Origin of the sequence: Actinopolymorpha rutila, from assembly GCF_013407855.1 — a bacterium.
Classification (GTDB): Bacteria; Actinomycetota; Actinomycetes; order Propionibacteriales; family Actinopolymorphaceae; genus Actinopolymorpha; species Actinopolymorpha rutila.
On the sequence record NZ_JACBZH010000001.1, the window covers coordinates 3,620,433 to 3,645,513 of the forward strand.

Genomic DNA, 25,081 nt, shown 5'->3' on the forward strand with positions numbered 1-25,081 from the left:
CGTCTCGGATACCGGTCACTCTGGTTGCCTGGTGAGGTCCCGATCACGCAGGCTGATCCTCATGACTGCGCCCGTCTGCCCTCTGCTCGTCGGACGGCGCCATCTCGATTTCGGCCGAATGCGCAGCATGCTCTGTCGCCGGGCGCGCTGACGCGCCCCACTTCTGGCCGCATCGACTTCTGCCGGTGGCCACCCGGGCGCCCGGTTGCGCCGATCCGCCGCCAGACCTGCTTTCTGTCACACCTGTCCGTGACCTGCTCTCCAGCGAGGATCGCACTCCATGGCTATTGCGTCCCAGGCCGCCGACCGCACTGCCGACCGCCGTGCCGCCGCACCCCGTAAGCCGCGCCCCAAGCGCGGTGAGGGCCAGTGGGCGCTCGGCTACCGCGAGCCCCTGAACAAGAACGAGCAGCTGAAGAAGGACGACGACGCGCTGAACGTCCGCGCGAGGATCGAGCAGATCTACGCCAAGCGCGGCTTCGACTCCATCGACCCCAGCGACCTGCGCGGGCGGTTCCGTTGGTGGGGCCTCTACACCCAGCGCAAGCCCGGGATCGACGGCGGCCGCACGGCCACGCTGGAGCCGGAGGAGCTGGACGACGAGTACTTCATGCTCCGGGTGCGCATCGACGGCGGTCAGCTCACCGTCGCCCAGCTGCGGGCCATCGCCGACGTCTCCTCCACGTACGCCAGGGACAGCGCCGACATCACCGACCGGCAGAACATCCAGCTGCACTGGATCCGGATCGAGGACGTCCCGGCCATCTGGGAACGCCTGGAGTCGGTCGGTCTGCAGACCCAGGAGGCGTGCGGTGACTGCCCGCGGGTGATCATCGCCAGCCCGGTCGCCGGGATCGCCGCCGACGAGATCATCGACCCCACGCCCGCGGTGGAGGAGATCGCCAGCCGCTACATCGGCAGCCCGGAGTTCTCCAACCTGCCGCGCAAGTACAAGACCGCGCTCACCGGGCATCCCGACCACGACGTGGCGCCGGAGATCAACGACGTCGCGTTCGTCGGCGTGGTGCACCCCGAGCACGGTCCCGGCTTCGACGTGTGGGTCGGCGGCGGGCTGTCCACCAACCCGATGCTCACCGAGCGGCTGGGCACGTGGGTGCCGCGCGAGGAGGTGGCCGAGGTCTGGTGGGCGGTCACCAGCGTCTTCCGCGACTACGGCTACCGCCGGCTGCGGCACCGGGCCCGGCTGAAGTTCCTGATGTCCGACTGGGGCCCGGAGAAGTTCCGCCAGGTGATCGAGGACGAGTACCTCAAGCGGAAGCTGGTCGACGGGCCCGCGCCGGCCATCCCCGCCGTACCCGGCGACCACGTGGGCGTCCACCGGCAGCGCGACGGGAAGTTCTTCCTCGGCCTGGCCCCCGTCGCCGGCCGGGTCTCGGGCACCCTGCTGGGCAAGTTCGCCGACGTGGTCGAGGCGCACGGCAGTGACCGCGTACGCACCACACCGCACCAGAAGCTGCTCGTCCTCGACGTCGAGGAGGCGCAGGTCGAGCCGGCCGTGGCCGCGTTCGCCGACCTCGGCCTGCACGCCCGCCCCTCGGCGTGGCGGCGCAACACCATGGCCTGCACCGGCATCGAGTACTGCAAGCTCGCCATCGTCGAGACCAAGAAGCGCGCGCACGACCTGATCGACGAACTCGAACGCCGGATCCCCGAGCTCGACGTCCCGGTCACCGTCAACCTCAACGGCTGCCCCAACTCCTGCGCCCGCATCCAGGTGGCCGACATCGGCCTGAAGGGGCAGATCGTCCTGGACAAGGACGGGAATCAGGTCGAGGGCTACCAGGTTCACCTGGGTGGTGGGCTCGGACTGGACGCGGGCTTCGGCCGCAAGCTGCGCGGCCTGAAGGTCACCTCCGCCGAGCTGCCCGACTACATCGAACGCGTCGTACGGCACTACCTCGACCAGCGCGAGCCACAGGAGCGGTTCGCGCAGTGGGTCACCCGAGCTCCGCAGGAGGCCTTGGCATGACCGAACGCGCGACCCCGTTCTACTGCCCGTACTGCGCCGAGGAGGACCTGCGGCCCGCCGAGGAGCCGCACGGCGCCTGGGAGTGCCGGGGATGCACCCGGGTCTTCTCGGTGAAGTTCGCCGGAATGGCGGTGCGCTCATGACGCTGGCGACGACGGCTCCCAGGCACTGCCGCGACGACCTGGAGACGCTCGCCCGGCAGGCGGGTCGCGACCTCGAGGAGGCCAGTGCCGCGGAGATCGTGCGCTGGGCCGCCGACACCTTCGGCGACCGGTTCGCGGTCACCTCCTCCATGCAGGACACCGCGCTGTCCCACCTGGTCTCCCAGCAGGTCCCAGGGGTGGACGTGGTGTTCCTGGACACCGGCTACCACTTCCCGGAGACGCTGGGCACGGCCGACGCCGCGTCGGTCACCATCCCGATCAACCTGGTGACCGTGCGGCCCCGGCAGACCGTCGCCGAACAGGACGCCACCCTCGGGCCCGATCTGTACCGCCGCAACCCCGAGCTGTGCTGCCAGCTCCGCAAGGTCGCGCCGCTGGAGCGGGCGCTGACCAACTACGACGCCTGGGCCACCGGGATCCGCCGGGACGAGAGCCCCACCCGGGCGAACACCCCCGTGGTCAGCTGGGACGCCCGGCGCGGCAAGGTCAAGATCGCGCCGCTGGCCCGCTGGACCCAGGAGGACGTGGACCGCTACATCGCCGACAACGGCGTCCTCACCAACCCGCTGCTGGACGACGGCTACCCGTCGGTCGGCTGCTGGCCGTGCACCCGCAAGGTCGCCGAGGGCGAAGACGCGCGTGCGGGCCGGTGGTCCGGCCGGGCGAAGACCGAGTGCGGCATCCACAGATGAGTCCGCGCTACCCCCTGCTGCTCGACCTCGCCGGCCGGCGTGCCGTCGTGGTCGGCGGTGGGCCGGTAGCCGTGCGGCGGGTGGGCGGGCTGCTGGACGCGGGCGCTGTGGTCACGGTGGTCGCCCCGGCGTTGTGCGAGGACCTGGCTGTCCTGGTCGAGCCCGGGCGGGTGGACTGGCTGGCCCGGGAGTACTCCCCCGGAGACCTCGACGGTGACCTGGCCGGCGCCCGGGTCGTCCAGGCCGCCACCGACGACGCCGAGACCAATGCCGCGGTGGCCGCCGAGGCCGAGGCGGCGGGCATCTGGTGCGTACGCGCCGACGACGCGGAGCGGTCCGCGGCCTGGACGCCCGCCACCGTTCGGTTCGACGACGTGACGGTGGCGGTGTCCGCCGGCCGCGACCCACGCCGGGCCCGGCGGCTGAAGGACCGCATCGCGACCTGGCTGCAGTCCGGGGAGCTGCCGCTGCGGCGGGTACGCCGTACTCCGGGTGCCGGCCACGTGGCGCTGGTGGGCGGCGGGCCCGGCGACCCGGGACTGATCACCGTCCGGGGACGGCGGCTGCTCGCCGACGCCGACGTGGTGGTGGTCGACCGGCTTGCCCCACGCGCACTGCTGGACGAGCTCGACGCCGAGGTCGAGGTGGTCGAGGCCGGCAAGGGACCGCGGGCGCACGCGCTCACCCAGCTGGAGATCAACGACCTGCTGGTGGCCCGGGCCAAGGCCGGCCAGCGGGTCGTCCGGCTCAAGGGCGGCGACCCGTTCGTGTTCGGCCGCGGCGCCGAGGAGGCCCTCGCCTGCGCGCAGGCCGGAGTCACCTGCGAGGTCGTCCCCGGGGTGACCAGCGCGGTGGCCGTACCCGAGTCGGTCGGCATCCCGGTCACCCACCGCGCGGTGGCCCGGCAGTTCACGGTGGTGTCCGCCCACTACGCCCGTGCCGGGGAGACGCCCGACTGGGCCGGACTGGCCGCCACCGAGGGCACGCTGGTGTTCCTGATGGGCGTCGGGCAGCTGCCCACCCTGACCGAGGGGCTTCTCCGTAACGGCCGGCCCGCGACCACCCCCGTCGCCGTGGTCGAACGCGGCACCCTGCCCGACCGGCGCACCACCACCGGCACCCTGGCCACCATCGCCGAGGTCGCCGCCGCCCGAGGTGTCCGCTCCCCCGCCGTGATCGTGGTCGGGGACGTGGTCGACGTCGCCGCCGAACTCGCCGCGCTCACCGCCGGCGCGGCCGAGCCGGCCGGGCTTGCGGGCTCCGCCGAGTCCACTGACCGGGATGCCGAGGGGAATGCCGACGGCTGAGGGACTGCTGCTGGTCGCGCACGGCAGCCGGGATCCCCGGGCCGCACCGGTCGCGCACGAGGTCGCGGCAGCCGTGGCGCGGCTGCGTCCCGGCGTCGCCACCGGCGCCGCGTTCCTCGAACTCGCCGCACCCACGCCGCAGGAGGCGGTCGAGGCCCTCGCCGCGCGGGGTGTCACCGACCTGGCCGTCGTGCCGTTCCTGCTCAGCGACGCCTACCACGCCCAGGAGGACCTGCCGACGGTCGCCGACCTTGCCCGGTCCCGCGGCTGGGCGGTCCGGCTGAGCCGGGTGCTCGGCCCGGACCCACGGCTGGTGGAGGCGATGGCGTCCCGGCTGACCGAAGCCCGAGCACCCGAGGACCCGCCGCTGGACGCGGTGGTGCTCGCCGCCGCGGGATCGAGCAACCGGCAGGCGAACGACACGGTGGCGGAGGTGGCCGCCGACCTGGGCCGCCTGCTCGGCGTACCCGCCCGGTGCGCGTTCGCCTCCGCGGCCGCGCCCACCGTCGAGGACGCGGTCGGTGACCTGCGGGCGCACGGCGCCGGCCGGGTGGGCGTCGCGACGTACCTGCTGGCGCCGGGCTTCTTCGCCGACCGGATCCGTACCTCCGCGACCTCCGCGGGCGCGGAGGCGGTCGCCGAGCCGCTGGGCGCCGACCCCGAGGTGGCGGAGATCGTCGCCGACCGGGCGGGCCTGATCCGGGTCTGATCTCGGGTCTGATCTTGGGCCTGATCCAGGCCTGGCAGCGGGTTTGGACACCGGCCCTGAAGCCGGTCTGAATGGTCGCCCGAATGGCGGAAAAGCCGTTACGGGGAATTGACTCGGCCGTCCGGGTTCGAGTCGGCTCGCGGGGTATGACGGGTCCAGTGCGCTCCCGTCCACCCGCGTCCGTGGTGGACCGGCCGACCCGCCGACGGCCGGGTCTCCGCGGCCCCGGGCGTCCGCGGTCCCCTCCCGGCACCGCCGCCCCGGTGCCCGGCCCGGGTCCGCACGCCATCCCCCGGCTCGCACATCGCTGACCTGGTTGGGAATCGAGCCCGCCGCAGCCACGGTGACCCGCTGTGACGCCCTTCGGCCGCACGGTCTGACCGAAAATCGCTCACCGCCGCCGGGCAGGAGGGGGCGCGCCGATCGATTTCGAACCTGGCAGTATTCGCGCAAGAGGACAAGGAAAGGAACGCGAATGGTCGACGTCTGGCCGGGAACGCCGTACCCCCTGGGGGCGACGTTCGACGGCGCCGGCACAAACTTCGCGTTGTTCAGCGAGGTCGCCGAATCCGTCGAACTCTGTCTGTTCGACGACGACGGCAACGAAACCAAGGTCCCGCTCTCCGAGCGGGAAGCGTCGGTGTGGCACGGCTACATCCCCAGGGTGGCGCCGGGGCAGCGCTACGGCTTCCGTGTGCACGGGCCCTACGCGCCCAGCAAGGGACAGCGCTGCAACCCCGCGAAGCTGCTGCTCGACCCGTACGCGAAGTCGATCGAGGGCGAGATCGACTGGGACGAGGCGTTGTTCTCGTACCGCTTCGAAAACCCCGAAACGCTCAACACCCTCGACTCCGCGCCGCACATGATGAAGTCCGTGGTCATCAACCCGTACTTCGACTGGCAGGACGATCGTCCGCCGCGGCGGCCGTACAACGAGAGCGTCATCTACGAGGCGCACGTCAAGGGCCTCACCATCGACCACCCGGAGATCCCCGAGGAGATCCGCGGCACCTACGCCGGCCTCGGTTCACCGGCGATGATCGACCACCTGACGTCGCTGGGAGTCACCGCGGTCGAGCTGCTGCCGGTGCACCAGTTCGTGCACGACGACCTGCTGGTGCAGAAGGGTCTGCGCAACTACTGGGGCTACAACACCATCGGCTACTTCGCCCCGCACAACGCCTACTCCTCCACCGGGCAGCTCGGTGAGCAGGTGCTGGAGTTCAAGGCGATGGTGCGCGCGCTGCACCGCGCCAACATCGAGGTCATCCTCGACGTGGTCTACAACCACACCGCCGAGGGCAACCACCAGGGCCCGACGCTGGCGTTCCGCGGCATCGACAACGCGGCCTACTACCGCCTGGTCGACCACGATCCGCGTTACTACATGGACACCACGGGCACCGGCAACAGCCTGCTCATGCGGCACCCGCACGTACTCCAGCTGATCATGGACTCGCTGCGCTACTGGGTGACCGAGATGCACGTGGACGGGTTCCGGTTCGACCTGGCGGCCACTCTGGCCCGGCAGTTCCACGAGGTCGACCGGCTGTCGGCGTTCTTCGACCTCGTGCAGCAGGACCCGATCGTGTCGCAGGTGAAGCTGATCGCCGAGCCGTGGGACGTCGGCCCCGGCGGCTACCAGGTGGGCAACTTCCCGCCGCTGTGGACGGAGTGGAACGGCAAGTACCGCGACTGCGTACGCGACTTCTGGCGCGGTGAGCCCGCGACGCTCGGCGAGTTCGCCATGCGCCTGACCGGCTCCTCCGACCTCTACGAGGACGACGGCCGCAAGCCGTACGCGTCGATCAACTTCGTCACCGCGCACGACGGGTTCACGCTGAACGACCTGGTCTCGTACAACTCCAAGCACAACGAGGCCAACGGCGAGAACAACAACGACGGCACCGACGACAACCGCTCCTGGAACGCGGGCGTGGAGGGCCCGACCGACGACCCGGGCGTGCTCGCCCTTCGCCGGCGCCAGCAGCGCAACTTCCTCACCACGTTGTTCCTGTCCCAGGGCGTGCCGATGATGCTGTACGGCGACGAGTTCGGGCGTACGCAGAAGGGCAACAACAACGCCTACTGCCAGGACAACGACATCTCCTGGATCGACTGGGGCGTGGTCGACTCCGACCTGCTCGGCTATGCCCGGGCAGTGAGCGAGCTGCGGGCCGCGCACCCGGTCTTCCGCCGGCGGCGGTTCTTCGCCGGCATCGACGGCGCCGGCGACAAGCTCGGCGACGTCGCCTGGCTCAAGCCGGACGGCAACGACATGACCGAACGCGACTGGACCGCCGGGTTCGCGAAGTCCCTCACGGTGTTCCTGAACGGCGAGGCGATCCACGAGCCGGGCGACCAGGGTGAGCGGATCGTGGACGACTCGTTCCTGTTGCTGTTCAACGCCTCCGAGGACGACGTCGAGTTCGCCCTGCCGCCGCAGAAGTACGGCGAGGCCTGGGAGGCTGTCCTGGACACCTCCGACGACGACGTGAGCGACCGGGAGGCCGTGCGCGCCGGCGAACGGGTGAAGCTGCTCTCCCGCTCCCTGCTGGTGCTCAAGCGGGGCTAGGCCCGCACGCCCCACCTCGTACGGCGAGGTACAGCTCAAACGACGCGACACAGCGCGACCCGCCCCGGTGCCATCGGGGCGGGTCGCGGTCGTTTCGGCAGCCGGGAACATCCGTGCCCACTGCGTCGGTTAGTTTAGTTAGCAGCAAGCAACTATTTCTCTCCGATCCGTGGAGGCCCGCACCCGTGTCATTGCCGAGCACCCCGCCGAGCGACGCCCGAGACGTCCAGGACGTCCCGGGCGTCACAGAACGAGACGACATGTCCGTTCGCCGGACCTCCGGGAGGCGCGCACGGTACGAACACGACCACCCGCGTTATCCGTGGGTGGCGTTGTCCAACACCACGCTCGGCGTCCTGATGGCCACGATCAACTCCTCGATCGTGATCATCTCCCTGCCGGCGATCTTCCGCGGTATCCAGCTGGACCCGCTGGCGCCGGGCAACGTGAGCTACCTGCTGTGGATGATCATGGGCTTCCTGCTGGTCTCCGCGGTCCTGGTGGTCTCCCTCGGCCGGCTCGGCGACATGTTCGGTCGGGTCCGCATCTACAGCTACGGCTTCGTGGTCTTCTCCGTCGCCTCGATCATGCTCGCCGTCGACCCGTTCGTACACAGTGCGGGCGCGCTCTGGCTGATCGGCTGGCGCGTGGTCCAGGGAGTGGGCGGGGCGATGCTGTTCGCCAACTCCACCGCGATCCTCACCGACGCGTTCCCGTCCAACCGGCGGGGCATGGCGCTCGGCATCAACCAGGTGGCGGCGATCGCGGGATCGTTCCTCGGGCTGATCATCGGCGGGCTGCTGGCCGAGTGGAACTGGCGCGCGGTGTTCTGGGTGAGCGTGCCGATCGGCATTCTCGGCACCATCTGGTCCTACCGTTCGCTGCACGAGCTCGGCGAACGCCGGCGCGGCTCGATCGACGTCGCCGGCAACCTCACCTTCGCCCTCGGGCTCACCGCCCTGCTGGCGGCCATCACGTACGGCATCCAGCCCTACGGCGGGCACACCATGGGCTGGACGAGCCCGTGGGTGCTGACCGGCCTGCTCGGCGGCCTGGCCCTGCTGGTCGCGTTCTGTGTGATCGAGTCCCGGGTGGCCGACCCGATGTTCCACCTCGGGCTGTTCCGCAACCGCGCGTTCAGCGCCGGCAACTTCGCCGGCCTGCTCGCCTCGATCGGGCGCGGCGGCATGCAGTTCATGCTGATCATCTGGCTGCAGGGGATCTGGCTTCCGCTGCACGGGTTCGACTACGCCGCGACCCCGCTGTGGGCGGGGATCTACCTCGTACCCCTCACCATCGGGTTCCTGCTCGCCGGCCCGGTCTCGGGCTACCTCTCCGACCGGTACGGCGCTCGGGCCTTCGCCACCGGCGGGCTGCTGGTGGTGGCCGCGACGTTCGTGGGCCTGCTGATGTTGCCGGTGGAGTTTCCGTACTGGGCGTTCGCCGCGCTGATCGCGGTGAACGGCATCGGCTCGGGACTCTTCTCCTCCCCCAACACCTCCGCGATCATGAACAGCGTCCCGGCCGGTCAGCGCGGCGCGGCGTCCGGAATGCGCGGCACGTTCTTCAACTCCGGGACGTCCCTGTCGATCGGGATCTTCTTCTCGTTGATGATCGCCGGCCTGGCCAACTCCCTGCCGACCACGCTCACCCGCGGACTGGAGGCGCAGGGCGTCTCGTCCTCGGTCGCCGAGTCGGTCGGCAACCTGCCGCCGGTGGGCAGCCTGTTCGCGGCGTTCCTCGGCTACAACCCGATCGCCGAGCTGCTCGGGCCCACCGGCGCGCTGGACCACCTGCCCGCCTCGAACGTCGCGACTCTCACCGGCAAGGAGTTCTTTCCCCGGCTGATCGCCACACCGTTCCACCACGGGCTGGTGATCGTGTTCGCCGCGGCTGCCATCATGACTGTCATCGGCGCCTTCGCCTCGCTGCTGCGGGGTGAGCGCTACGTTCACGGCGAACGCCAGACGATCGAGGAAGAGGGTGCCGCCGCATGACAGGCCACGCGACGACACGACCCGCCACCATGGACCGGGAGGAGGCCACCCGGCTCTACCTCGCCATCGCCCGGCTCTCGCGCTGGATGCGCCGGCAGGGCGCATCCCAACGCGGTGATCTCGGGCACGGCGGAATGTCCGCTCTGGCGACGTTGACCCACGCCGGGCCGATGCGGCTCGGCGACCTCGCCAACCGCGAGCAGGTCGCGCCACCCACGCTGTCCCGGGTGGTGGCCACCCTGGAAAGCGCGGGGTACGCCGTTCGCACGTCCGACCCGGCCGACCGCCGGGCGAGCATCGTGGCCGCCACCGAGGAGGGCCAGCAGATCGCCCGGGGCCTGCGTTCGCTGCGTACGGACGCCCTGCGCAACCGGGTCGACCGGTTGACGCCCGAGCAGCACAAGGCGCTGGTCGCCGCGCTGCCGGCGCTGGAGGCGCTGGTGGGCGACGACGCCTGAGGGCGGGGGACGGACTTCCCCGCCGGTGGTGGGATCGGTGTCCCGGGGGTACGGCTGAGCCGCGGCGTCAGGTGCGGTTCAGCCGGGTGAGTTCGCCCTGGACGTCGTAGTCCGCGGTCGGCCACTTCGGATCCAGGTCCGACAGCCTCTCCACCAGAAGCTTGGTGATGGCGAGGTTGCGGTACCACTTGCGGTCGGCTGGCACGACATACCACGGTGCGGCGTCGGTGTTCGTACGTTCCAGCGCCGCCGCGTAGGCGACCTGGTAGTCCTCCCACCGGGCGCGCTCGTCGACGTCGCCCGGGTTGTACTTCCAGTACTTCGTCGGGTCCTCCAGCCGAGCGGCCAGCCGCTTCTTCTGCTCCTTCTTCGACAGGTGCAGGAAACACTTGACGACGGTGACGCCGTTGCCGGAGAGCTCGCGTTCGAACTCGTTGATGACGTCGTAGCGGACCGTCCAGGTTTCCGGCGGAACCAGCTCGTGCACCCGGGCGACGAGCACGTCCTCGTAGTGGGAACGGTCGAAGATCCCGAGGTATCCGGGTTCGGGGAGCGCCTTGCGGATCCGCCAGAGGAAGTCGTGCCGAAGCTCCTGCCGGGTGGGTGCCTTGAACGACGTGATCCGCACACCCTGCGGGTCCACCAGTCCGACGGAGTGGCGCAGCGTCCCGCCCTTGCCGGAGGTGTCCATCCCCTGCAGGACGAGCAGCAGGCTGCGGGTGCCGCCGGTGTGTCCCTCGGCGAACAGCCGCTCCTGCAGGTTCGACACAGTGGGGGCCAGTTCGGCGAGCGCGCGTTTGCCGGCGCGTTTGCCACCGTCGAACCCCGGCGTGGTGCCGGTGGGCAGTTTCGCCAGATCCACCGGCCCCGGCGGCAACGCGAGTACGTCGGCCAGCCGCTCCGCCACGTGGTGCCTGCTCATCCGCGCTCCGTTCCGTCCGTACGACGTCCGCCGTCCGCTGCCCAGCAACCTCTGCTGGGGTAAACCTCTGCCCGGGGCAACGTCTGCCCGGGCAAGTCTGCCCGCATCCGCGCCCACGTGCGAGGGGCGGTGGACCAGCCCCTGGCGTCCGCGGCGGTACGCACGTCTGGTGGGATCGACCGGTGCGCATCCTCACCACCGGCCCGGCCGAGCCCGCGCGGGACACCTCGGACGTGACCGACGCCGAGCTCGCCGAGATCTACCGTTACCCCGCCGACCGGGCCTGGCTGCGGGTCAACTTCGTCTCCTCGGTGGACGGCGCCGCGCAGGGACCAGACGGGCGGTCCGGGACGATCTCGGGACGGCCCGACCGGCATGTTCTCGCCCTGCTGCGGGCACTGTGCGACGTGATCCTGGTCGGCGCCGGCACGGCCCGCGCCGAACGCTACGGACCGGCGACCATCCGGCCCGCGTTCACCGCGCTGCGGGAGAAGCTCGGCCTTGCGCCCACCCCGCCGATCGCCGTGGTGAGCCACTCCCTCGACCTTCCGGACGGACTGCTGGCCGACCCGCGCACGGTCGTGATCACCGCCCGGGCCTCCTCCCCCGAACGCCGGGCCGCGCTCGAGGACCGGGTCGACGTCGCGATCGCCGGCGAGTCCGAGGTCGACGTGACCGAGGCGGTGGCCGCGCTGACCGACCGGGGATACCGCCGGATCCTCTCCGAGGGCGGCCCGAGCCTGTTCGCGGAGCTGCTCGCCGGGTCTCTGGTCGACGAGGTGTGCCTCACCCAGTCGCCGGAGCTACTGGCCGGACCGGCGATGCGGATCACGCACGGCCCGCTGCTGGCCGAACCCACCCGGCTCACCCTGGCCTCCCTGCTGGAGGAGGACGGCTTCGTGTTCCAGCGCTGGCTCACCGGTTCGCACCACGAAACGCCGGGGTGACCTGGGCGGCGGTACCGCGTTCGGCCAGACTGGGCGAATGCAGCTGCCCGTGATGCCACCGGTCTCGCCGATGCTCGCCAAGCCGGTCAAGCACATCCCCCACGGCGACCACAGCTACGAGCCCAAGTGGGACGGCTTCCGGTCGATCATCTTCCGTGACGGCGACGAGGTGGAGATCGGCAGCCGCAACGAGCGGCCGATGACGCGCTACTTCCCCGAGGTGGTGGCGGCGGTCCGGGCCAAGCTGCCCGCCCGCTGCGTGGTGGACGGCGAGCTCGTGGTGCCCGACCGCGCCCGCGGCCGGCTCGACTTCGACACGCTGCAACAGCGGATCCACCCCGCCGCCAGCCGGGTGCGGCTGCTCTCGGAGCAGACACCGGCCCACTTCGTGGCGTTCGACCTCCTCGCGCTCGACGACCGCGACCTCACCGGCGAGCCCTTCTCGGTGCGCCGCCAGGCCCTGGAGGAGGCGCTGGCCGGCGTCACCTCACCGATCCACCTGACCCCCGCGAGCACCGACCGGAGCCTGGCCGAACGCTGGTTCCACCAGTTCGAGGGCGCCGGGCTGGACGGGGTGATCGCCAAGCCGCTGGCCGGGCCGTACGAGCCGGACAAACGCGTCATGTTCAAGATCAAGCACGAACGCACCGCCGACTGCGTGGTCGCGGGCTACCGCGTGCACAAGAGCGGCCCCGACGCGATCGGCTCTCTGCTGCTCGGCCTCTACAACGACGCGGGCGACCTGGCCAGCGTGGGCGTGATCGGCGCGTTCCCGCTGGCGCGGCGGCGGGAGCTGTTCACCGAACTGCAGCCGCTGGTCACGACGTTCGACGACCACCCGTGGGCGTGGGCCAAGCAGGAAGCCGGCAGCCGTACGCCGCGCAACGCCGAGCAGAGCCGGTGGAGCGCAGGCAAGGACCTGTCGTTCGTGCCCCTGCGGCCCGAACGCGTCGTCGAGGTCCGCTACGACCACATGGAGGGCGTGCGCTTCCGGCACACCGCGCAGTTCGTCCGGTGGCGCCCGGACCGGAAGCCGGAGTCGTGCCGTTACGACCAGCTCGAGGAGCCGGTCCGCTTCGATCTCGCCGAGATCCTGGGGCTGGAGTGACATCCTTTTGCACCTCGTCACCAGTGCGGGACGATGAACCTGAGCAAGGAGGAGGTCCGCGATGTATGAGGTCGTGCTCCTGATCGAGAAGCCGCTGTCGCAGGTGGACGCGCGCCAGATCGCCGGACTCTACGGAGCCGGCACCCATCCCGGACGTACCCATGTGCACGTGCTACTCCCGGTGGAGGACGCCTCCGCCCGGGTGGAGTCCGCACTCGGGTCCATCGCCGCCAGCGAGGTGCTGGCCACCTCGGCCCTGAACTTCCCCGACGTCGACCTGGCCAAGATCCAGGCCGAGATCGTCGAACGCAGCCAGGCCGCCCTCGACGAGAGCCTGGCCGCCCTCGCCGACCGCGGCTGCGCCGTCGACGGCGAGGTCACCTCCGCCGAGCCGGTGGAGGCGTTGTCGAACGCGGTACGGGAGCGGCAGGCCTCCGAGGTGGTCATCCTCACCCGCCCGCACGTGGTCGCGGAGTTCTTCCACGTCGACTGGACGTCCAAGGCACGCCGCCGCCTCGGCGTACCCTGCCTGCACCTCATCGAGCACCGGGATCCCGACAAGCCCGGCGATCCGTCGGTACGCGACGAGCGGTCGGTCTGACGGGCGCCCACGTCGCCTGACGGGTCCCCACATCGCCGCGCCGCTCACTTCGGCGGTGGCCCGGCGGACTGCTCGTCGAGGTCGGCCAGCTTCCGGCCCAGGAAGTCCCGCTCGGCGTCGTTTCCCGCCAACTCCCGGGCCCTGTCGTAGGCGCGCCGCGCGGCCTCGTGCTCCCCGGTCCGGCGGAGGAAGTCGGCCCGGGTGACCAGCAGGGGTTGGTAGTCGCCGAGCCGATCGTCCAGGCCGTCCAACAGGGCCAGGCCGGCGTCGGCTCCGGCGGTCTCGGCGACGGCGACCGCGCGGTTGAGCCGGACGACGGGTGAGCCGCCGGTGAGGCGTTCCAGCAGTTCGTACAGCCGTGCGATGGCCGGCCAGTCGGTGTCAGCCGCCTCGGCCGCGCCGGCGTGTTCGGCGGCGATCGCCGCCTGCAGGAGGTACGCCGACATCCTGCCGTACGACGCCGCCCGCTCGACCAGCGCGACACCCTCGTCGATCTCGGCCCGGTGCCAGCGGGAGCGGTCCTGGTCGGGCAGGACCACGAGCCGGCCGTCCTCGTCGGTGCGCGCGTCGCGCCGGGAGTGTTGCAGCACCATCAGCGCGAGCAGCGCCACCGGATCCGGCTCCGCAGGCAGTAGGGCTGCCACCACCCGGGTCAGCCGGATCGCCTCCGCGCACAGTCCACGGCGGACGAGGGTCTCCCCCGACGACGCCGCGTGGCCCTCGGTGAAGACGAGGTACAGGACCGCGAGGACGCCGCCGAGCCGCTCGGGCAGGTCCGCGCCACGCGGGACCCGGTATGGAATGGCGGCCGCGGCGATCTTCTTCTTCGCCCGGGTGATCCGGGCCGCCATGGTGGGTTCGGACACCAGGAACCCCCGGGCGATCTCGGCCGTGGTGAGGCCGCCGACCATGCGAAGCGTGAGCGCCACCCGGGCCGGCAACGCCAGCGCCGGGTGGCAGCAGGTGAACAACAGCCGGAGGCGTTCGTCCGGTATCTCCCCCTCCCCGGCGTCCGCGCCCAGGTCGGCGAGGTCGGCTGTGTACGCAGTGCCGGTGGCCCCGGCCGGCTCGGTGTCGACGACGAGCAGGGGAAGCTTGCGGGCCAGGGTCTTCTCCCGGCGCAACTGGTCGACGCCGCGGTGGCGGGCAGTGGTGAGCAGCCAGGCCTCCGGCCGGTCGGGTACGCCGTCCGCGGCCCAGTGCCGGACCGCGCGTTCGAAGGCGTCGGCCAGCGACTCCTCCGCGATCTCCAGACTGCGCAGCTGTCCGGTGAGCAGGGCGAGAAGCCGGCCCCAGTGCTCGGTGAACGCCTGCTCGACCGCCGCGCTCGCGGCTCGTTCGTCCGTCATCGCCTTACCGGTCAGGCCTTCTTCGCCCGGCTGGGCTGCACGCGCATCGGCTCTCCCGGCATCTTCGGGTAGTCGGGCGGATAGGGCAGGTCGCCCAGGTCGTGGTCGCGGGCGTCCCGGTCGGCCCACTCCAGCAGGGGCGTGAGGTCGTACGCCTCGTCGTTGACCGGCGCGTGCAGATCGCCCACCTCGGCGAACCGCTTGGGCATCGTCTCCAGGTCGAAGTCGTCGGGGCGAACCTCGGCCAGCTCGTCCCAGCGCAGTGGAGCGGACACGGTCGCGCGCGGGTTGGGCCGCAGGGAGTAGGCCGAGGCGATCGTGCGGTCACGGGCCATCTGGTTGTAGTCGATGAACACCTTCACGCCGCGTTCCTCCTTCCACCACGAGATCGTCACGTGGTCGGGCATCCGGCGTTCGAGCTCCCGGCCCAGGGCGATCACGGCGCGGCGTACCTCGGTGAACGTCCAGCGCGGCTGGATCGGGACGTAGACGTGCAGGCCCCGGCCACCGGAGGTCTTCGGCCAGCCCTCCATGCCCAGTTCGTGCAGCAACTCCCGCAGCCGGGGTGCCACCGCCGCGGCGTGGGTGAAGTCGGTGCCGGGCTGGGGGTCGAGGTCGATCCGGATCTGGTCGGGATGGTCGACGTCGGCGCGGCGGACCGGCCAGGGGTGGAACGTCAGCGTGCCGAGGTTGGCCGCCCAGGCCACCACGGCGAGCTCGGTCGGGCACACCTCGTCGGCGAACCGCCCGCTCGGGAACGCGATGCGGGCGGTCTCCACCCACTCGGGCGCGCCCTTGGGAATCCGCTTCTGATAGAACGCGTCGCCGCGGTTGTCCGCCCGGGTGGACAGCTTCGCGCCCTCGAACACACCGCCGGGCCAGCGCTCCAGGGTCGTCGGCCGCTCGCGGAGCGCACCGAGGATGCCCTCGCCCACGGACAGGAAGTAGTGCACCACGTCGCGCTTGGTGAAGCCCCGCTCAGGAAAGTAGATCTTGTCGGGGTTGGTGAGGCGGACGGTGCGGTCACCGACCTCGATCTCTTCGTACGGCGTCGCCATGGTGGAACGCTAGCGCGCACCACCCCCAGGCCGGGCCCGGAGCGGCCGGAGCGTCGTACGCCGCTGGTTCACCATCGAAGCCGTGATCCGCGGGACGTGGGTCCCGGGGGCCGAGGACCCCTAGTCCTGCACCGGGCGGACGGCGAACTCGTGGCTCACGACCCGAGGGGAGTCGATCGTCCCCGAGAGGCGCGGCGTGCAGACCAGCGTGCTGGCACCCACCACCGTCTCCGCTGTCCGGTCGCCGAAGCAGCCGCCGGCCCAGGACTGCGCCGGCCCGGCGCCGCCGAACTTCCCGGCCACCAGCCCGGTGAGGGTTCGCGCGGTGGTTCGCAACTCCGGGTTGACAGTGCCGTCGCCCGCCGGCGCGGTGGCCGTCAGCTCGGTGATGTTCTGGTCGGGGCCCTTGATCCGCGGACGGGGAAATGTCAGGTGGACCTTGACACTGCCTCGGGTACAGGTCATCGACTCCTGCGCACGACGGCAGCTCATCCCCTGCTTGCCGAGCGCGGCCGACACCTCCTTCGGGGTGATCAGGCTGAGGCCCGGTGTGTAGTCGAGGTCACCGCTCTCCTCGCCACGCCGGAGTTCGAAGGTGGACGGCCCCGACTTCCGCACCATCACGGCGACGTCGGCGACGGACGTCTTCGCGGTCTCCCGGCTCTGCTCGGACAGCGACGTCCGCATCGCCTTGTCGAACTCCGGGCGCTCCCCGGCCGGGATCGCGGCCAGGCCCAGCACTGTGAACGTGCGGTACGCCACGGCCGAGACGTCCGGCTCTCCGTCGAAGTTGTTGCCGGTGCCGGAGTCCAGCTTCGACCAGGCCGGGTCCGGGCGTACGTCGGCGTCGACCCGGACGACCTCCTCGCGGCCGGTCAGCATCGTCACCTTCGCCACGAACGGTGCGGGGTCCTTCCCGGTCTGGACGCAGGTCAGCAACGCGGAGCGATCGCCGGGGGTGCGGGTACAGGAGAAGCCGGCGGAGGTGAGGCTGGCCCGCAACGCCTTTCCCATCGCGCCACCGGTGCCACCGGGCTCGGCGTATGTCGGCGCGTCTCGCGGACTGTCCGCCTGCTTGCCGTAGTAGTCGCCAGGGTCCTCGGTGGAGCTGCGGTTCCAGTTCTTGCCGAACCACGCCGCACCGCCGGCGACGGCAACGAGGACGACCACCAGGCCGACCAGCCCGAGGACGCGACCGGCCCGCCGCCCGCCGCGCGGCTTCGGAGGTGGCGTGGGCTGATTCGGCATGGGCGTACGGCCGGCAGGCCTGGCCGGCGGCGGACCTCCGGGTCCCGGACCGCCAACCTGGGTCGCCGCCCGCTGCCTCGGGTCTCGCCCCTGTGGGTGCGGTCCCTGCGGCGGCCCCTGCCGGGGTCCTTGCCGGGGCCCTTGCTGCGGTCGCGGTGGCGGACTCTGCCGAGGCCCCCCTGGCGGGCCCTGCTGCGGACCCGGCGCCGGCGGTCCAGGCCGACGGCCTGCTGGAGGTTGCACTGGCCAGCTTCTCCCCTCGTCACGTCGGTCGGGCGGACCGGACGCCAGGTCGGTCAGTAGGTCACTCGAGCGATCGGACGTCAGCCGTTACCGGGAGTGCTCCGAGCAACACGAGGATCGACCTGTGGGTACCTTTACCGGCGCTTCGTCCGTTGTCAAAGCGGTGCAGAAGGTGCGCAACGGACGACTGCGCAAACGGCATACTTGGCCACCATGAGCCAACCGCCACCGGGACGTCCGGCCCAACCTCCGCGGCGAGCCGGCGCTCCGTCCGGGCCGCAGGGCCCGCAACGACGGTCTGGTCCCTCTTCCCGCACCCAGTCCGGACCGGGCCCGAGGCAGGGACCGCCTCAGGGTCCGCCTCCACCTCAGGGCGCTCCTCCCGTCGGCGGGCCACCGCCCGGGCGCCAAGGGCCTCCAGCGAGGAGCCTGGGACCACCACGGCCGGCACCGGGCTGGGCGGCACAGCCCGGCGGTCCCCCCGAGCCGCCGCAGGGACCGCCCGCGCGAGCCCGGAAGCGCCGGTGGCTGCTCGGCGGCGGCCTGGTCGGGATCTTCCTCGTCGCCGTGATCGCCGGCGGCTACGTCTTCGGCGCGGGAGTGCTCGGCGGCGGCCTCGGCGGGTCCGCGCCGCACGAGGAGAAGACCAGACCCGCGGCCGCGCCCGTACCAGCCACCGAACTCACGGCGCCGCTCAACAGCAAGGGGTTCGCCTGCTACGACACGCAGGACTCGCCGACGACGGTGCAGTCGTGCTACCGCACCGAGTCCGACGGCACCCGGCTGACGGTCCGGATCGCGTCCGGAAGCGACGACGAAGCCGCGCTGGTCGACGTGGACGCAGCACCCCCGGCCGGCGTCCGCGGACAGCTCCGGCCGGCAGGCGACGCGGTAAGCCCCGTACGGGAGGTCGTCGAGGTGGTGGGCAAGCCCCTTCTCGGGCAGGAGTACGCCGGACTGCCCACGTTCGACGACGGTGTCGACCGAGCCACCCACCTGAGCTGGGGAGTGGTGAGCTTCAGCGCCCACCCGGAGGCGGCCACCGCGTCGTTCACCCGGTCGGGCGCGCCGACGATGCCTGGTGGCACGGACTTCCAGAAGGACCCGGCCGCCATGGCCGCACCGCTGGGCAAGGCGGGCTACGAGTGCGACGCGAGCAGTTGCACCGCCACGTCGTCTGCGTACGACGTTCGGGCGCGCTTCTCCGCCACGGAGGTGACGGTGAGCGCGATCCACTACGACGGGAAGGTGAAGGTCACCGACGCAGAACTCCGGCGGCGGTACGGCGACCTGCTGCGTCAGGTCGCGGACGAGAAGGGTAACGCCGCAGCCAGGCGGTGGATCGACGGCCACCTGAAACCCCAGCACGGTTTCGTGGAAGGTGACGTCGGCGGGCTGCACCTGGCCGTCGTCCGGACCGGCGAAGGGGACGGACAGCTCACCGTCACGCCGGTGCTCACCCGAAGCCGCTGAACCCCACCGGGCGCCGACGGTCGTGGCGACTTGGATGTCCGACAGGGCAGGAGCGGCGGGCCGAACCCTCGCAAGGGTTCGGCCGCCGCTCAGGTCGGTGCGGATCAGGCTGGGCTCGTCCTGAGTCCGCCCGGAGCCGCGATGTCCCTTGCTAGAAAGCCCCGCCGAGCACAGGAGGCGGCGCGTCGTCGTCCCCGCCGCCCCAGACGTCCTCGTCCTCGTCGAGCCAGGTGGTGCGTTCCTGCTCCTGACCGCCGTCCTCCCCGGCCATACCGCCACCCATCATCGGCATCATGCCGCCCATGCCGGAGCGGGCGCCTGCCGCGCCGGGGCCTCCCGGGCCGTTCGCGCCGGCTCCGGTGCCGCCGACGTTGAGTGATCCGGCCGGTGCGCCGGCCGGGACACCGCCACCGGCAAGGCCCCCGCCGCCGGGAATTCCCCCGCCGCCAGGCATTTCGCCACCGCCAGGGAGACCCCCTCCGCCGGGAATACCGCCGCCTCCACCGCCGAATCCACCGGCGCGTGCGGTGCTCGTACCGGTGTCGACGTTGCCCGCCCCTCCGCCGGGGAATCCACCTCCGCCACCGCGGGTGGGGTCGTCGGGGTACCGGTCCTTGTAGTCGGGGATCCCGTCACCATCACGGTCGGGCAGGCTGGTCGGATCGAACCGACCTCCACCGCGGGTCGGGTCATCGGGGTACCGGTCCTTGTAGTCCGGGATCCCGTCGCCGTCGCGGTCCTTGCTCGGATCGAACTGGCCGCCACCACCGCGGGTGGGGTCGTCGGGGTACCGGTCCTTGTTGTCGGGGATCCCGTCGCCGTCGCGGTCGCCGGGTACCTCGGGCCTGCCACCATTGTTGGTCGGGTCGTCGGGCACCTTCGGCGGGTCGCCGCCATCGGGAATCTGGGGGTGTCCCCCGCTGCCCGGAATCTTGGGGGCACCACCGCCGCCACCGGGAATCTTCGGAGCGCCACCGCCGCCCCCACCACCGCCTCCGCCGAACTTGCCGGGGTCATCGGTCTTGAAGGTCAGCTTCAGGCCCGACGGCGGGGTCGGCATGGACTTGTTGGCGTCTTCGTACTTCTCCAGCAGCGTCTTCGCGGACTCCCGGCAGGTGTTCTCCTGCTCCTTGTTGAACTTGAAGTACGTCATCAGCTTGTTGTTCTCGGTGTCGTCGACCGGGAGGTTGCCGAAGACGATCCCGTCCCAGTCCTTCTTCACCTTGACCTGGGCCTCGCCGTAGAAGCCACCGGTACCGCTGTCGCCGCCGGCGAACTCGTGGTAGTCGAAGGCGGCACCCTTGTCCGGGACGCTGAGGACCGACCCGTCGCCGGTTCCCTTCCGGACCTCGTACCGGATCTCGTAGCCGGCGTACCACCACTTCACCCAGTAGGGAGTGGTCCAGTAGGGCGGCGCGGGAAGGGCCTCATCCTTCTGCGTGGACGTCAGCTGGGAGTCGACGTCGGTGAAGATCTGCGCGAAGCTCTTGGGCGCACTGGCGGACTCGAAGTTGCTGTCGCTCTTCTCGCCCTCGCCACCGGGCTTGGGATACGTGCTGTCGGCGGTGTGCGCGATCTCGCGGGTGAACCGCACGATCTGCTTGACCGTCTTACGGAACTCCTCCGCCGCGTCGCCTTCCCAGCTGCCGTGGCCACCGTCGAGGAGGGTCTTCACTGCCTTGTCGAGGTCCTCGGCAAGGGTGTCGGCCTGGGACCCGACACTCTGCCACAACGTCTTGGTGTTGTACGTCGTGCTGGACGACGGAACCGTGTCAGTGTCAGTGTCGGTCTCGGGCATGTTGGACCAGGCGCCCCACAGCTTTCCGATGACCTTGGCGTGCTCGGTCTTGTCGAACTCGTCGGTCGGAAAATCCCCCATCACACTCTCCCTCGTCGGTGGACCCGAATCACGGCTTTCCCGGTGGCACTAAGCCTGGGGCGGATCGGCGCCCGGGTTCTTCGGATCCGTCGTCGGGGTCTTGATGTTGTCGCCCAGGATCTTGTCGATCTGGCCGACGTTGGCGTTGTTCAGCGCCTCGGCGGAGCGATACTCGTCGGCGATCTTCCTGGTGGCCTTGGCCAGGCCGCGGAGTGCGGAATAGAGCTCACCGCAGGACTTGGCCGTGTCGGCACGCTTCTGTTCGTAGGTCGCAGTCAACGTCTTGGAGCCGCCGAAGTCACCGAGCCGGGGGTAGTTGTAGTCGCCCTCCTCCGACTCGGCCATCTGCACCGCGGGCGACAACGACTTGTCGTTCCATCCGTCGGCGAGCTCGTCGACGTACTTCGCGAAGGAGTCCAGCGCCCCCGGCTCGACCTTGGTCCCCATCTTCGGCCACCGTCCTCGTGTAAAAGCTGGCGTACGACCTTCGCCGGGTCGGCCGGGACGTGCCGGCCACGGCGGATCGACGAACGTGTGTGAACGCCGGCAGGCGGCGTCCGGGAACGACGGTACGCGACCTGATCACCTCGGCGCAGCGGGCGTCATCGGCCTTGTGGATAACCGCGTGTTCACCGCGACGCCGCGCACTTGTCCGCGGGGAGTGGTAAGAACTCCCGAACAGGTTTCGACCACCCTCGGGAGCCTCCTGATGACGCGTCGGCGCATCCGCACCTCCTCGGCACGCAGTGCCTCAGCTCGCACAACGCGAACGGCGCTTGCCGCGGGTTCGACCCTCGCGCTCGCCCTCGCCGGTCTCGCCGTCACCACCACGTCCGCCTCGGCCGCATCCACCGACCTGGTGCTGAACGAGGTGTACGGCGGCGGTGGCAACTCCGGTGCGACATACACCCACGACTTCGTCGAGCTCGCCAACCGCGACAGCGCCCCGGCGTCGCTGGAAGGGCTGTCCCTGCAGTACGGCTCGGCCTCGGGCAACCTCGGTGGCGGTACCACTCCAGGATCGGGGTCGCTGAAGGTCGACCTGCACGGCAGCGTCGCGCCCGGTCACACGTTCCTCGTGCAGCTCTCCCCTGGCTCCGGCACCGGACAGGAGCTGCCCGAGCCGGACCAGTCCAGCACCGCGATCAACCTGTCCGGCACCGCGGGCAAGGTCGCCCTGGTGCGCGGGACGACCGTGCTTTCCTGCGGCACCACCTGCGCCACCGACCCGGGCGTGGTGGACTTCCTCGGCTGGGGCGGCGCCAACGACTTCGAGGGCCACCCGGCGGCGGCCACGACCAACGCCACGTCCACGGCGCGCGCCGGCGGAGTCGACGTCCGCGACACCGACGACAACGCCACTGACTTCGCCACCGGCACACCGACCCCGGCCAACGCCGCCGGAGATACCGGCGGCGGCACCGACCCCGGCCCCGAACCCGAGCAGGCAAGGATCCCCGAAATCCAGGGCCACGGGCACCGTTCGCCCTACGACGGCAAGCGGGTCGCCACCACCGGTGTGGTGACGGCGAAGAAGTTCGACGGCTACTGGATTCAGGATTCCGCGGGCGACGGCGACGACACGACCTCCGACGGCATCTACGTCTACGCCGGCGCCTCCGGCGCGAAGCCAGCGGTCGGCAAGACGGTCACCGTCACCGCGACGGTGAGCGAGTTCCGCCCGTCCTCGCGCACCGGTCCCAACCTCGCGCTCACCGAGCTCACCGACGCGACCTTCACCGAGGCCGCGCAGGCCGAGCCGATGCCGGCGCCGGTTCTGATCGGACCGGGCGGCCGGGTCGCGCCCGCGGAGAACGCCGACAGCGGCGACGGCTCGGGCAACAGGGTCGACGTGGAGACGACCGGCGACTTCCGGCCCGACCGAGACGCGATCGACTTCTACGAGACGCTGGAAAGCATGCTGGTGGAGGTACGCGACGCGCAGGTGGTCGGGCCGACCAACAGCTACGGCGAGCTGACGGTCGTCCCTGGCGGCACCACCGGTGCGCCCCGCACGCGTTCCGGCGGTGTTCGCTACGCGTCGTACGACACACCCAACACCGCGCGGCTCACCGTCGACGACGAGATCATCTACCAGCAGATGCCGGCCGCGAACGTCGGTGACACGCTGCCCGGCGAGGTGAGCGGCCCGCTCTCCTACGACTACGGCACGTTCCGCGTCTACCCCACCTCGGTGCCGACGGTCCGCTCCGGCGGGCTGGCCAAGGAGGTCACCCAGGCTCCGGCACGCAACGAGGTGGCGATCGCGACCTTCAACGTGGAGAACCTCGACCCGACCGACCCGCAGGAGAAGTTCGACCGGCTGGCCGAGACGATCGTGCACAACCTCGCCGCACCCGACGTCCTCGCGCTGGAGGAGGTCCAGGACGACACCGGTCCCGAGTGCCCCAACGGCCCTTCGTCCACCTGTAAGTCGGACGGCGTGGTGTCGGCGGACAAGACCCTGCGGATGCTGACCGACGCGATCGGCGCGGCCGGCGGGCCGGCGTACCAGTGGCGGCAGATCTCCCCGGTCAACCTGGCCGACGGCGGTCAGCCGACCGGCAACATCCGGGTGGCGTTCCTGTTCCGCACCGACCGCGGGGTGTCGTTCGTCGACCGGGCCGGCGGTGACGCGACGACCGCCACGGCCGTGACCAGGCAGGCCGACGGGCAGGCGACGCTCACGCTGTCCCCCGGCCGGATCGCACCCGACGACGACGCGTGGGAGGACTCGCGCAAGCCGCTCGCCGGTGAGTTCACCTACCGCGGCCGGACCTTCTTCGTGATCGCCAACCACTTCAACTCCAAGGGCGGCGACGAGCCCCTGCTCGGCCGCTGGCAGCCGCCGGCGCGTTCGTCGGAGACGCAGCGGCACGCCCAAGCCGGACTCGTGCACGACTTCGTGGCGCGGATCCGCGCGGTCCAGCCGGACGCCGCGGTGGTCGTCGTCGGCGACCTGAACGACTTCGAGTTCTCGCGTACGAGCCAGATCCTGCAGGAGGGCCGGACGCTGGTGAGCCTGCCCACCCTGCTGCCCCCGGCCGAGCGCTACTCGTACGTCTTCGACGGCAACTCCCAGGTGCTCGACCAGATCCTGGTGAGCCCGGCGCTGATCGGCAACCGGTCGGACGGCTTCTCCGGTCGGGTGCGCGGTTACGACGTCGTGCACGTCAACGCGGAGTTCGCCGACCAGGTGAGCGACCACGACCCCCAGGTGGTGCGGATCAGCCCGTGACCTCAGCGGTCGGCGCGGTCGGTGCGGTCGGTACGGGGGCCGCACCGGCCGCCGCCGAGGTCCGGGCGCCCTCTCCGGCGGCCGCGGCCCGGCCGAACCGCGCCGACCACTCGCGTACCCGTTCGGTGAGCTCGGGCGGGCTGACGACCTCGAACTCCGCGCCCACCACGCCGACGGTCATCAGCACCCATTCCAGGGAGTCGACCGTCATGAGCAGCCGGCACCGGCCACCGCCGTTCTCCTCGCCGATCTCACCGCCGCTCTCCTTGCCGGCCTCCTCGACGGTCGCCCACTGACCGACCTTCGCGCGGACGTCCTCGGCAGGCGCGTGGACGAGCACCTCCACGGTGGTCGCGACCGCGCGGTTGTCGATCCCGGCCCGGACGAACGCTGCGGCGTCCTCCGCCGGTAGTTCGCGGGGACGAAAGCGCGTGGCGGTGCTGCGGGGTTCGGCCACCCGGTCCAGCCGGAAGCTGCGCCAGTCGTGCCGGGTGAGGTCGTACGCCACGAGGTACCACCGGCGGCCCAGCGACACCAGGCGGTGCGGCTCGACCTGGCGTTCGCTGCGTACACCCCCGTGTGCGGTGTAGGAAAACCTCAGCTGCTCCTCGTCGCGGCAGGCCTGGGCGAGCGTGGTCAGGATCTCGGCGTCCACCGTGGGCCCACCGGTCCACGCCGCGGGCACGGTCACGGTCCGCAGGGTGTCCACCCGCCGGCGCAGCCGGGGCGGCATCACCTGGATGATCTTGGTGAGCGCCCGGACCGAGGACTCCTCGATGCCGGCGATCGCTCCCTGTGTCGCGACCCGCAGGCCGATCGCGACGGCCACCGCCTCCTCGTCGTCGATCACCAGCGGGGGCAGGGCCGCGCCGGCGGCAAGCTGGTAACCGCCGTCGACACCGCGGTTGGCGTCCACCGGGTATCCCAGCTCGCGCAGCCGGTCGACGTCGCGGCGCAGGGTGCGTACGGACACGCCGAGCCGGTCGGCGAGCTCCGGGCCGGGCCAGTACCGGTGGGTCTGGAGCAGGGAGAGCAGCCGCAGCGTCCGGGAGCTGGTGTTCGCCATGCGCACAGCATGCCCGACATTGCGGTCAGTTCGTGTCCGCTGCAGGCGAGGCTGTCG

Annotated in this window: 20 protein-coding genes; 13 read left to right on the top strand and 7 right to left on the bottom strand. The window is 71.2% G+C overall.

The annotated features are described in order from the left end of the window. Nucleotides 1-280 precede the first annotated feature (280 nt). The 8 genes from F4554_RS16210 (at nucleotide 281) to F4554_RS16245 (ending at nucleotide 9,892) form a co-directional block, all read left to right on the top strand. Nucleotides 281-1,990, top strand: coding sequence for a nitrite/sulfite reductase (locus tag F4554_RS16210; RefSeq protein WP_179788145.1), 1,710 nt, complete (start codon nucleotides 281-283; stop codon nucleotides 1,988-1,990). Beyond that, nucleotides 1,987-2,133 (top strand): hypothetical protein, encoded by a 147-nt coding sequence (locus tag F4554_RS16215; RefSeq protein ID WP_172804997.1) that lies wholly within the window; start codon nucleotides 1,987-1,989, stop codon nucleotides 2,131-2,133. The genes F4554_RS16210 and F4554_RS16215 overlap by 4 nt, the downstream gene beginning before the upstream one ends. Beyond that, nucleotides 2,130-2,846: a phosphoadenylyl-sulfate reductase gene (locus F4554_RS16220; RefSeq protein ID WP_179788146.1), complete on the top strand. Its 717-nt coding sequence runs from the start codon at nucleotides 2,130-2,132 to the stop codon at nucleotides 2,844-2,846. Before F4554_RS16215 ends, F4554_RS16220 begins: the two co-directional genes overlap by 4 nt. After that, nucleotides 2,843-4,153, top strand: coding sequence for a uroporphyrinogen-III C-methyltransferase (cobA, locus tag F4554_RS16225; protein WP_179788147.1), 1,311 nt, complete (start codon nucleotides 2,843-2,845; stop codon nucleotides 4,151-4,153). Before F4554_RS16220 ends, cobA begins: the two co-directional genes overlap by 4 nt. Beyond that, nucleotides 4,128-4,862, top strand: a complete 735-nt coding sequence (locus tag F4554_RS16230) for a sirohydrochlorin chelatase (protein WP_179788148.1) — start codon at nucleotides 4,128-4,130, stop codon at nucleotides 4,860-4,862. Before cobA ends, F4554_RS16230 begins: the two co-directional genes overlap by 26 nt. 475 nt (nucleotides 4,863-5,337) lie before the next feature. Next, entirely contained in the window at nucleotides 5,338-7,437 is a 2,100-nt protein-coding gene (glgX, locus tag F4554_RS16235) for a glycogen debranching protein GlgX (protein WP_179788149.1), read from the top strand. A gap of 260 nt (nucleotides 7,438-7,697) precedes the next feature. Next, nucleotides 7,698-9,434 (top strand): MFS transporter, encoded by a 1,737-nt coding sequence (locus F4554_RS16240; protein WP_179788150.1) that lies wholly within the window; start codon nucleotides 7,698-7,700, stop codon nucleotides 9,432-9,434. Next, complete coding sequence (locus F4554_RS16245) at nucleotides 9,431-9,892, top strand: MarR family winged helix-turn-helix transcriptional regulator (protein WP_179788151.1); 462 nt, start codon at nucleotides 9,431-9,433, stop codon at nucleotides 9,890-9,892. Before F4554_RS16240 ends, F4554_RS16245 begins: the two co-directional genes overlap by 4 nt. 67 nt (nucleotides 9,893-9,959) lie before the next feature. Here F4554_RS16245 and F4554_RS16250 read toward each other — a convergent pair whose 3' ends face one another. After that, on the bottom strand, nucleotides 9,960-10,814 hold the full coding sequence (locus tag F4554_RS16250; protein WP_179788152.1) for a polyphosphate kinase 2 family protein: 855 nt from the start codon (nucleotides 10,812-10,814) through the stop codon (nucleotides 9,960-9,962). A gap of 182 nt (nucleotides 10,815-10,996) precedes the next feature. Between F4554_RS16250 and F4554_RS16255 the strand changes: the two genes are divergently transcribed. The 3 genes from F4554_RS16255 to F4554_RS16265 all read left to right on the top strand — a co-directional run bounded on the left by F4554_RS16255 (nucleotide 10,997) and on the right by F4554_RS16265 (nucleotide 13,470). Next, entirely contained in the window at nucleotides 10,997-11,761 is a 765-nt protein-coding gene (locus F4554_RS16255) for a dihydrofolate reductase family protein (RefSeq protein WP_179788153.1), read from the top strand. A 37-nt stretch (nucleotides 11,762-11,798) separates the two neighbouring features. Then, entirely contained in the window at nucleotides 11,799-12,869 is a 1,071-nt protein-coding gene (locus F4554_RS16260; RefSeq protein ID WP_179788154.1) for an ATP-dependent DNA ligase, read from the top strand. Nucleotides 12,870-12,930: 61 nt separating this feature from the next. Then, nucleotides 12,931-13,470 (top strand): hypothetical protein, encoded by a 540-nt coding sequence (locus F4554_RS16265; RefSeq protein ID WP_179788155.1) that lies wholly within the window; start codon nucleotides 12,931-12,933, stop codon nucleotides 13,468-13,470. A 44-nt stretch (nucleotides 13,471-13,514) separates the two neighbouring features. Here F4554_RS16265 and F4554_RS16270 read toward each other — a convergent pair whose 3' ends face one another. The 3 genes from F4554_RS16270 to F4554_RS16280 all read right to left on the bottom strand — a co-directional run bounded on the left by F4554_RS16270 (nucleotide 13,515) and on the right by F4554_RS16280 (nucleotide 17,125). Further along, the gene (locus tag F4554_RS16270) at nucleotides 13,515-14,819 is read right to left on the bottom strand and encodes an RNA polymerase sigma factor (RefSeq protein WP_179788156.1); all 1,305 of its coding nucleotides are present in this window, start codon (nucleotides 14,817-14,819) and stop codon (nucleotides 13,515-13,517) included. Between the two features lie 11 nt (nucleotides 14,820-14,830). Then, complete coding sequence (gene ligD, locus F4554_RS16275) at nucleotides 14,831-15,877, bottom strand: non-homologous end-joining DNA ligase (protein WP_179788157.1); 1,047 nt, start codon at nucleotides 15,875-15,877, stop codon at nucleotides 14,831-14,833. Between the two features lie 120 nt (nucleotides 15,878-15,997). Next, on the bottom strand, nucleotides 15,998-17,125 hold the full coding sequence (locus F4554_RS16280) for a hypothetical protein (protein ID WP_179788158.1): 1,128 nt from the start codon (nucleotides 17,123-17,125) through the stop codon (nucleotides 15,998-16,000). An 810-nt stretch (nucleotides 17,126-17,935) separates the two neighbouring features. On the opposite strand from F4554_RS16280, the gene F4554_RS16285 reads away from it, so the two are divergent. Next, nucleotides 17,936-18,841, top strand: a complete 906-nt coding sequence (locus F4554_RS16285) for a hypothetical protein (RefSeq protein WP_179788159.1) — start codon at nucleotides 17,936-17,938, stop codon at nucleotides 18,839-18,841. A 151-nt stretch (nucleotides 18,842-18,992) separates the two neighbouring features. Here F4554_RS16285 and F4554_RS16290 read toward each other — a convergent pair whose 3' ends face one another. Both F4554_RS16290 and F4554_RS16295 read right to left on the bottom strand, forming a co-directional pair. Next, complete coding sequence (locus tag F4554_RS16290; protein WP_179788160.1) at nucleotides 18,993-20,720, bottom strand: hypothetical protein; 1,728 nt, start codon at nucleotides 20,718-20,720, stop codon at nucleotides 18,993-18,995. A gap of 48 nt (nucleotides 20,721-20,768) precedes the next feature. Continuing rightward, a complete protein-coding gene (locus tag F4554_RS16295; protein WP_179788161.1) occupies nucleotides 20,769-21,167 on the bottom strand; it encodes a hypothetical protein in 399 nt (132 codons plus the stop codon). 262 nt (nucleotides 21,168-21,429) lie between these two features. Between F4554_RS16295 and F4554_RS16300 the strand changes: the two genes are divergently transcribed. Continuing rightward, the gene (locus F4554_RS16300; protein WP_179788162.1) at nucleotides 21,430-23,958 is read left to right on the top strand and encodes an endonuclease/exonuclease/phosphatase family protein; all 2,529 of its coding nucleotides are present in this window, start codon (nucleotides 21,430-21,432) and stop codon (nucleotides 23,956-23,958) included. On the opposite strand, the gene F4554_RS16305 is transcribed toward F4554_RS16300, so the two are convergent. Next, the gene (locus F4554_RS16305) at nucleotides 23,948-25,024 is read right to left on the bottom strand and encodes a helix-turn-helix transcriptional regulator (protein WP_179788163.1); all 1,077 of its coding nucleotides are present in this window, start codon (nucleotides 25,022-25,024) and stop codon (nucleotides 23,948-23,950) included. The genes F4554_RS16300 and F4554_RS16305 overlap by 11 nt on opposite strands. Nucleotides 25,025-25,081 lie beyond the last annotated feature (57 nt).

Bases quoted from the DNA above. Each gene is read 5' to 3' on its own strand.
- F4554_RS16220 (WP_179788146.1), top strand. From the start codon at position 2,130: ATGACGCTGGCGACGACGGCTCCCAGGCACTGCCGCGACGACCTGGAG.
- F4554_RS16270 (WP_179788156.1), bottom strand. From the start codon at position 14,819: ATGACGGACGAACGAGCCGCGAGCGCGGCGGTCGAGCAGGCGTTCACC.
- F4554_RS16295 (WP_179788161.1), bottom strand. From the start codon at position 21,167: ATGGGGACCAAGGTCGAGCCGGGGGCGCTGGACTCCTTCGCGAAGTAC.
- F4554_RS16210 (WP_179788145.1), top strand. From the start codon at position 281: ATGGCTATTGCGTCCCAGGCCGCCGACCGCACTGCCGACCGCCGTGCC.
- F4554_RS16230 (WP_179788148.1), top strand. From the start codon at position 4,128: ATGCCGAGGGGAATGCCGACGGCTGAGGGACTGCTGCTGGTCGCGCAC.
- cobA (WP_179788147.1), top strand. From the start codon at position 2,843: ATGAGTCCGCGCTACCCCCTGCTGCTCGACCTCGCCGGCCGGCGTGCC.
- F4554_RS16265 (WP_179788155.1), top strand. From the start codon at position 12,931: ATGTATGAGGTCGTGCTCCTGATCGAGAAGCCGCTGTCGCAGGTGGAC.
- F4554_RS16280 (WP_179788158.1), bottom strand. From the start codon at position 17,125: ATGCCGAATCAGCCCACGCCACCTCCGAAGCCGCGCGGCGGGCGGCGG.
- ligD (WP_179788157.1), bottom strand. From the start codon at position 15,877: ATGGCGACGCCGTACGAAGAGATCGAGGTCGGTGACCGCACCGTCCGC.
- F4554_RS16290 (WP_179788160.1), bottom strand. From the start codon at position 20,720: ATGGGGGATTTTCCGACCGACGAGTTCGACAAGACCGAGCACGCCAAG.
- F4554_RS16300 (WP_179788162.1), top strand. From the start codon at position 21,430: ATGACGCGTCGGCGCATCCGCACCTCCTCGGCACGCAGTGCCTCAGCT.
- F4554_RS16250 (WP_179788152.1), bottom strand. From the start codon at position 10,814: ATGAGCAGGCACCACGTGGCGGAGCGGCTGGCCGACGTACTCGCGTTG.
- F4554_RS16305 (WP_179788163.1), bottom strand. From the start codon at position 25,024: ATGGCGAACACCAGCTCCCGGACGCTGCGGCTGCTCTCCCTGCTCCAG.
- F4554_RS16245 (WP_179788151.1), top strand. From the start codon at position 9,431: ATGACAGGCCACGCGACGACACGACCCGCCACCATGGACCGGGAGGAG.
- F4554_RS16215 (WP_172804997.1), top strand. From the start codon at position 1,987: ATGACCGAACGCGCGACCCCGTTCTACTGCCCGTACTGCGCCGAGGAG.
- F4554_RS16240 (WP_179788150.1), top strand. From the start codon at position 7,698: ATGTCCGTTCGCCGGACCTCCGGGAGGCGCGCACGGTACGAACACGAC.
- glgX (WP_179788149.1), top strand. From the start codon at position 5,338: ATGGTCGACGTCTGGCCGGGAACGCCGTACCCCCTGGGGGCGACGTTC.
- F4554_RS16260 (WP_179788154.1), top strand. From the start codon at position 11,799: ATGCAGCTGCCCGTGATGCCACCGGTCTCGCCGATGCTCGCCAAGCCG.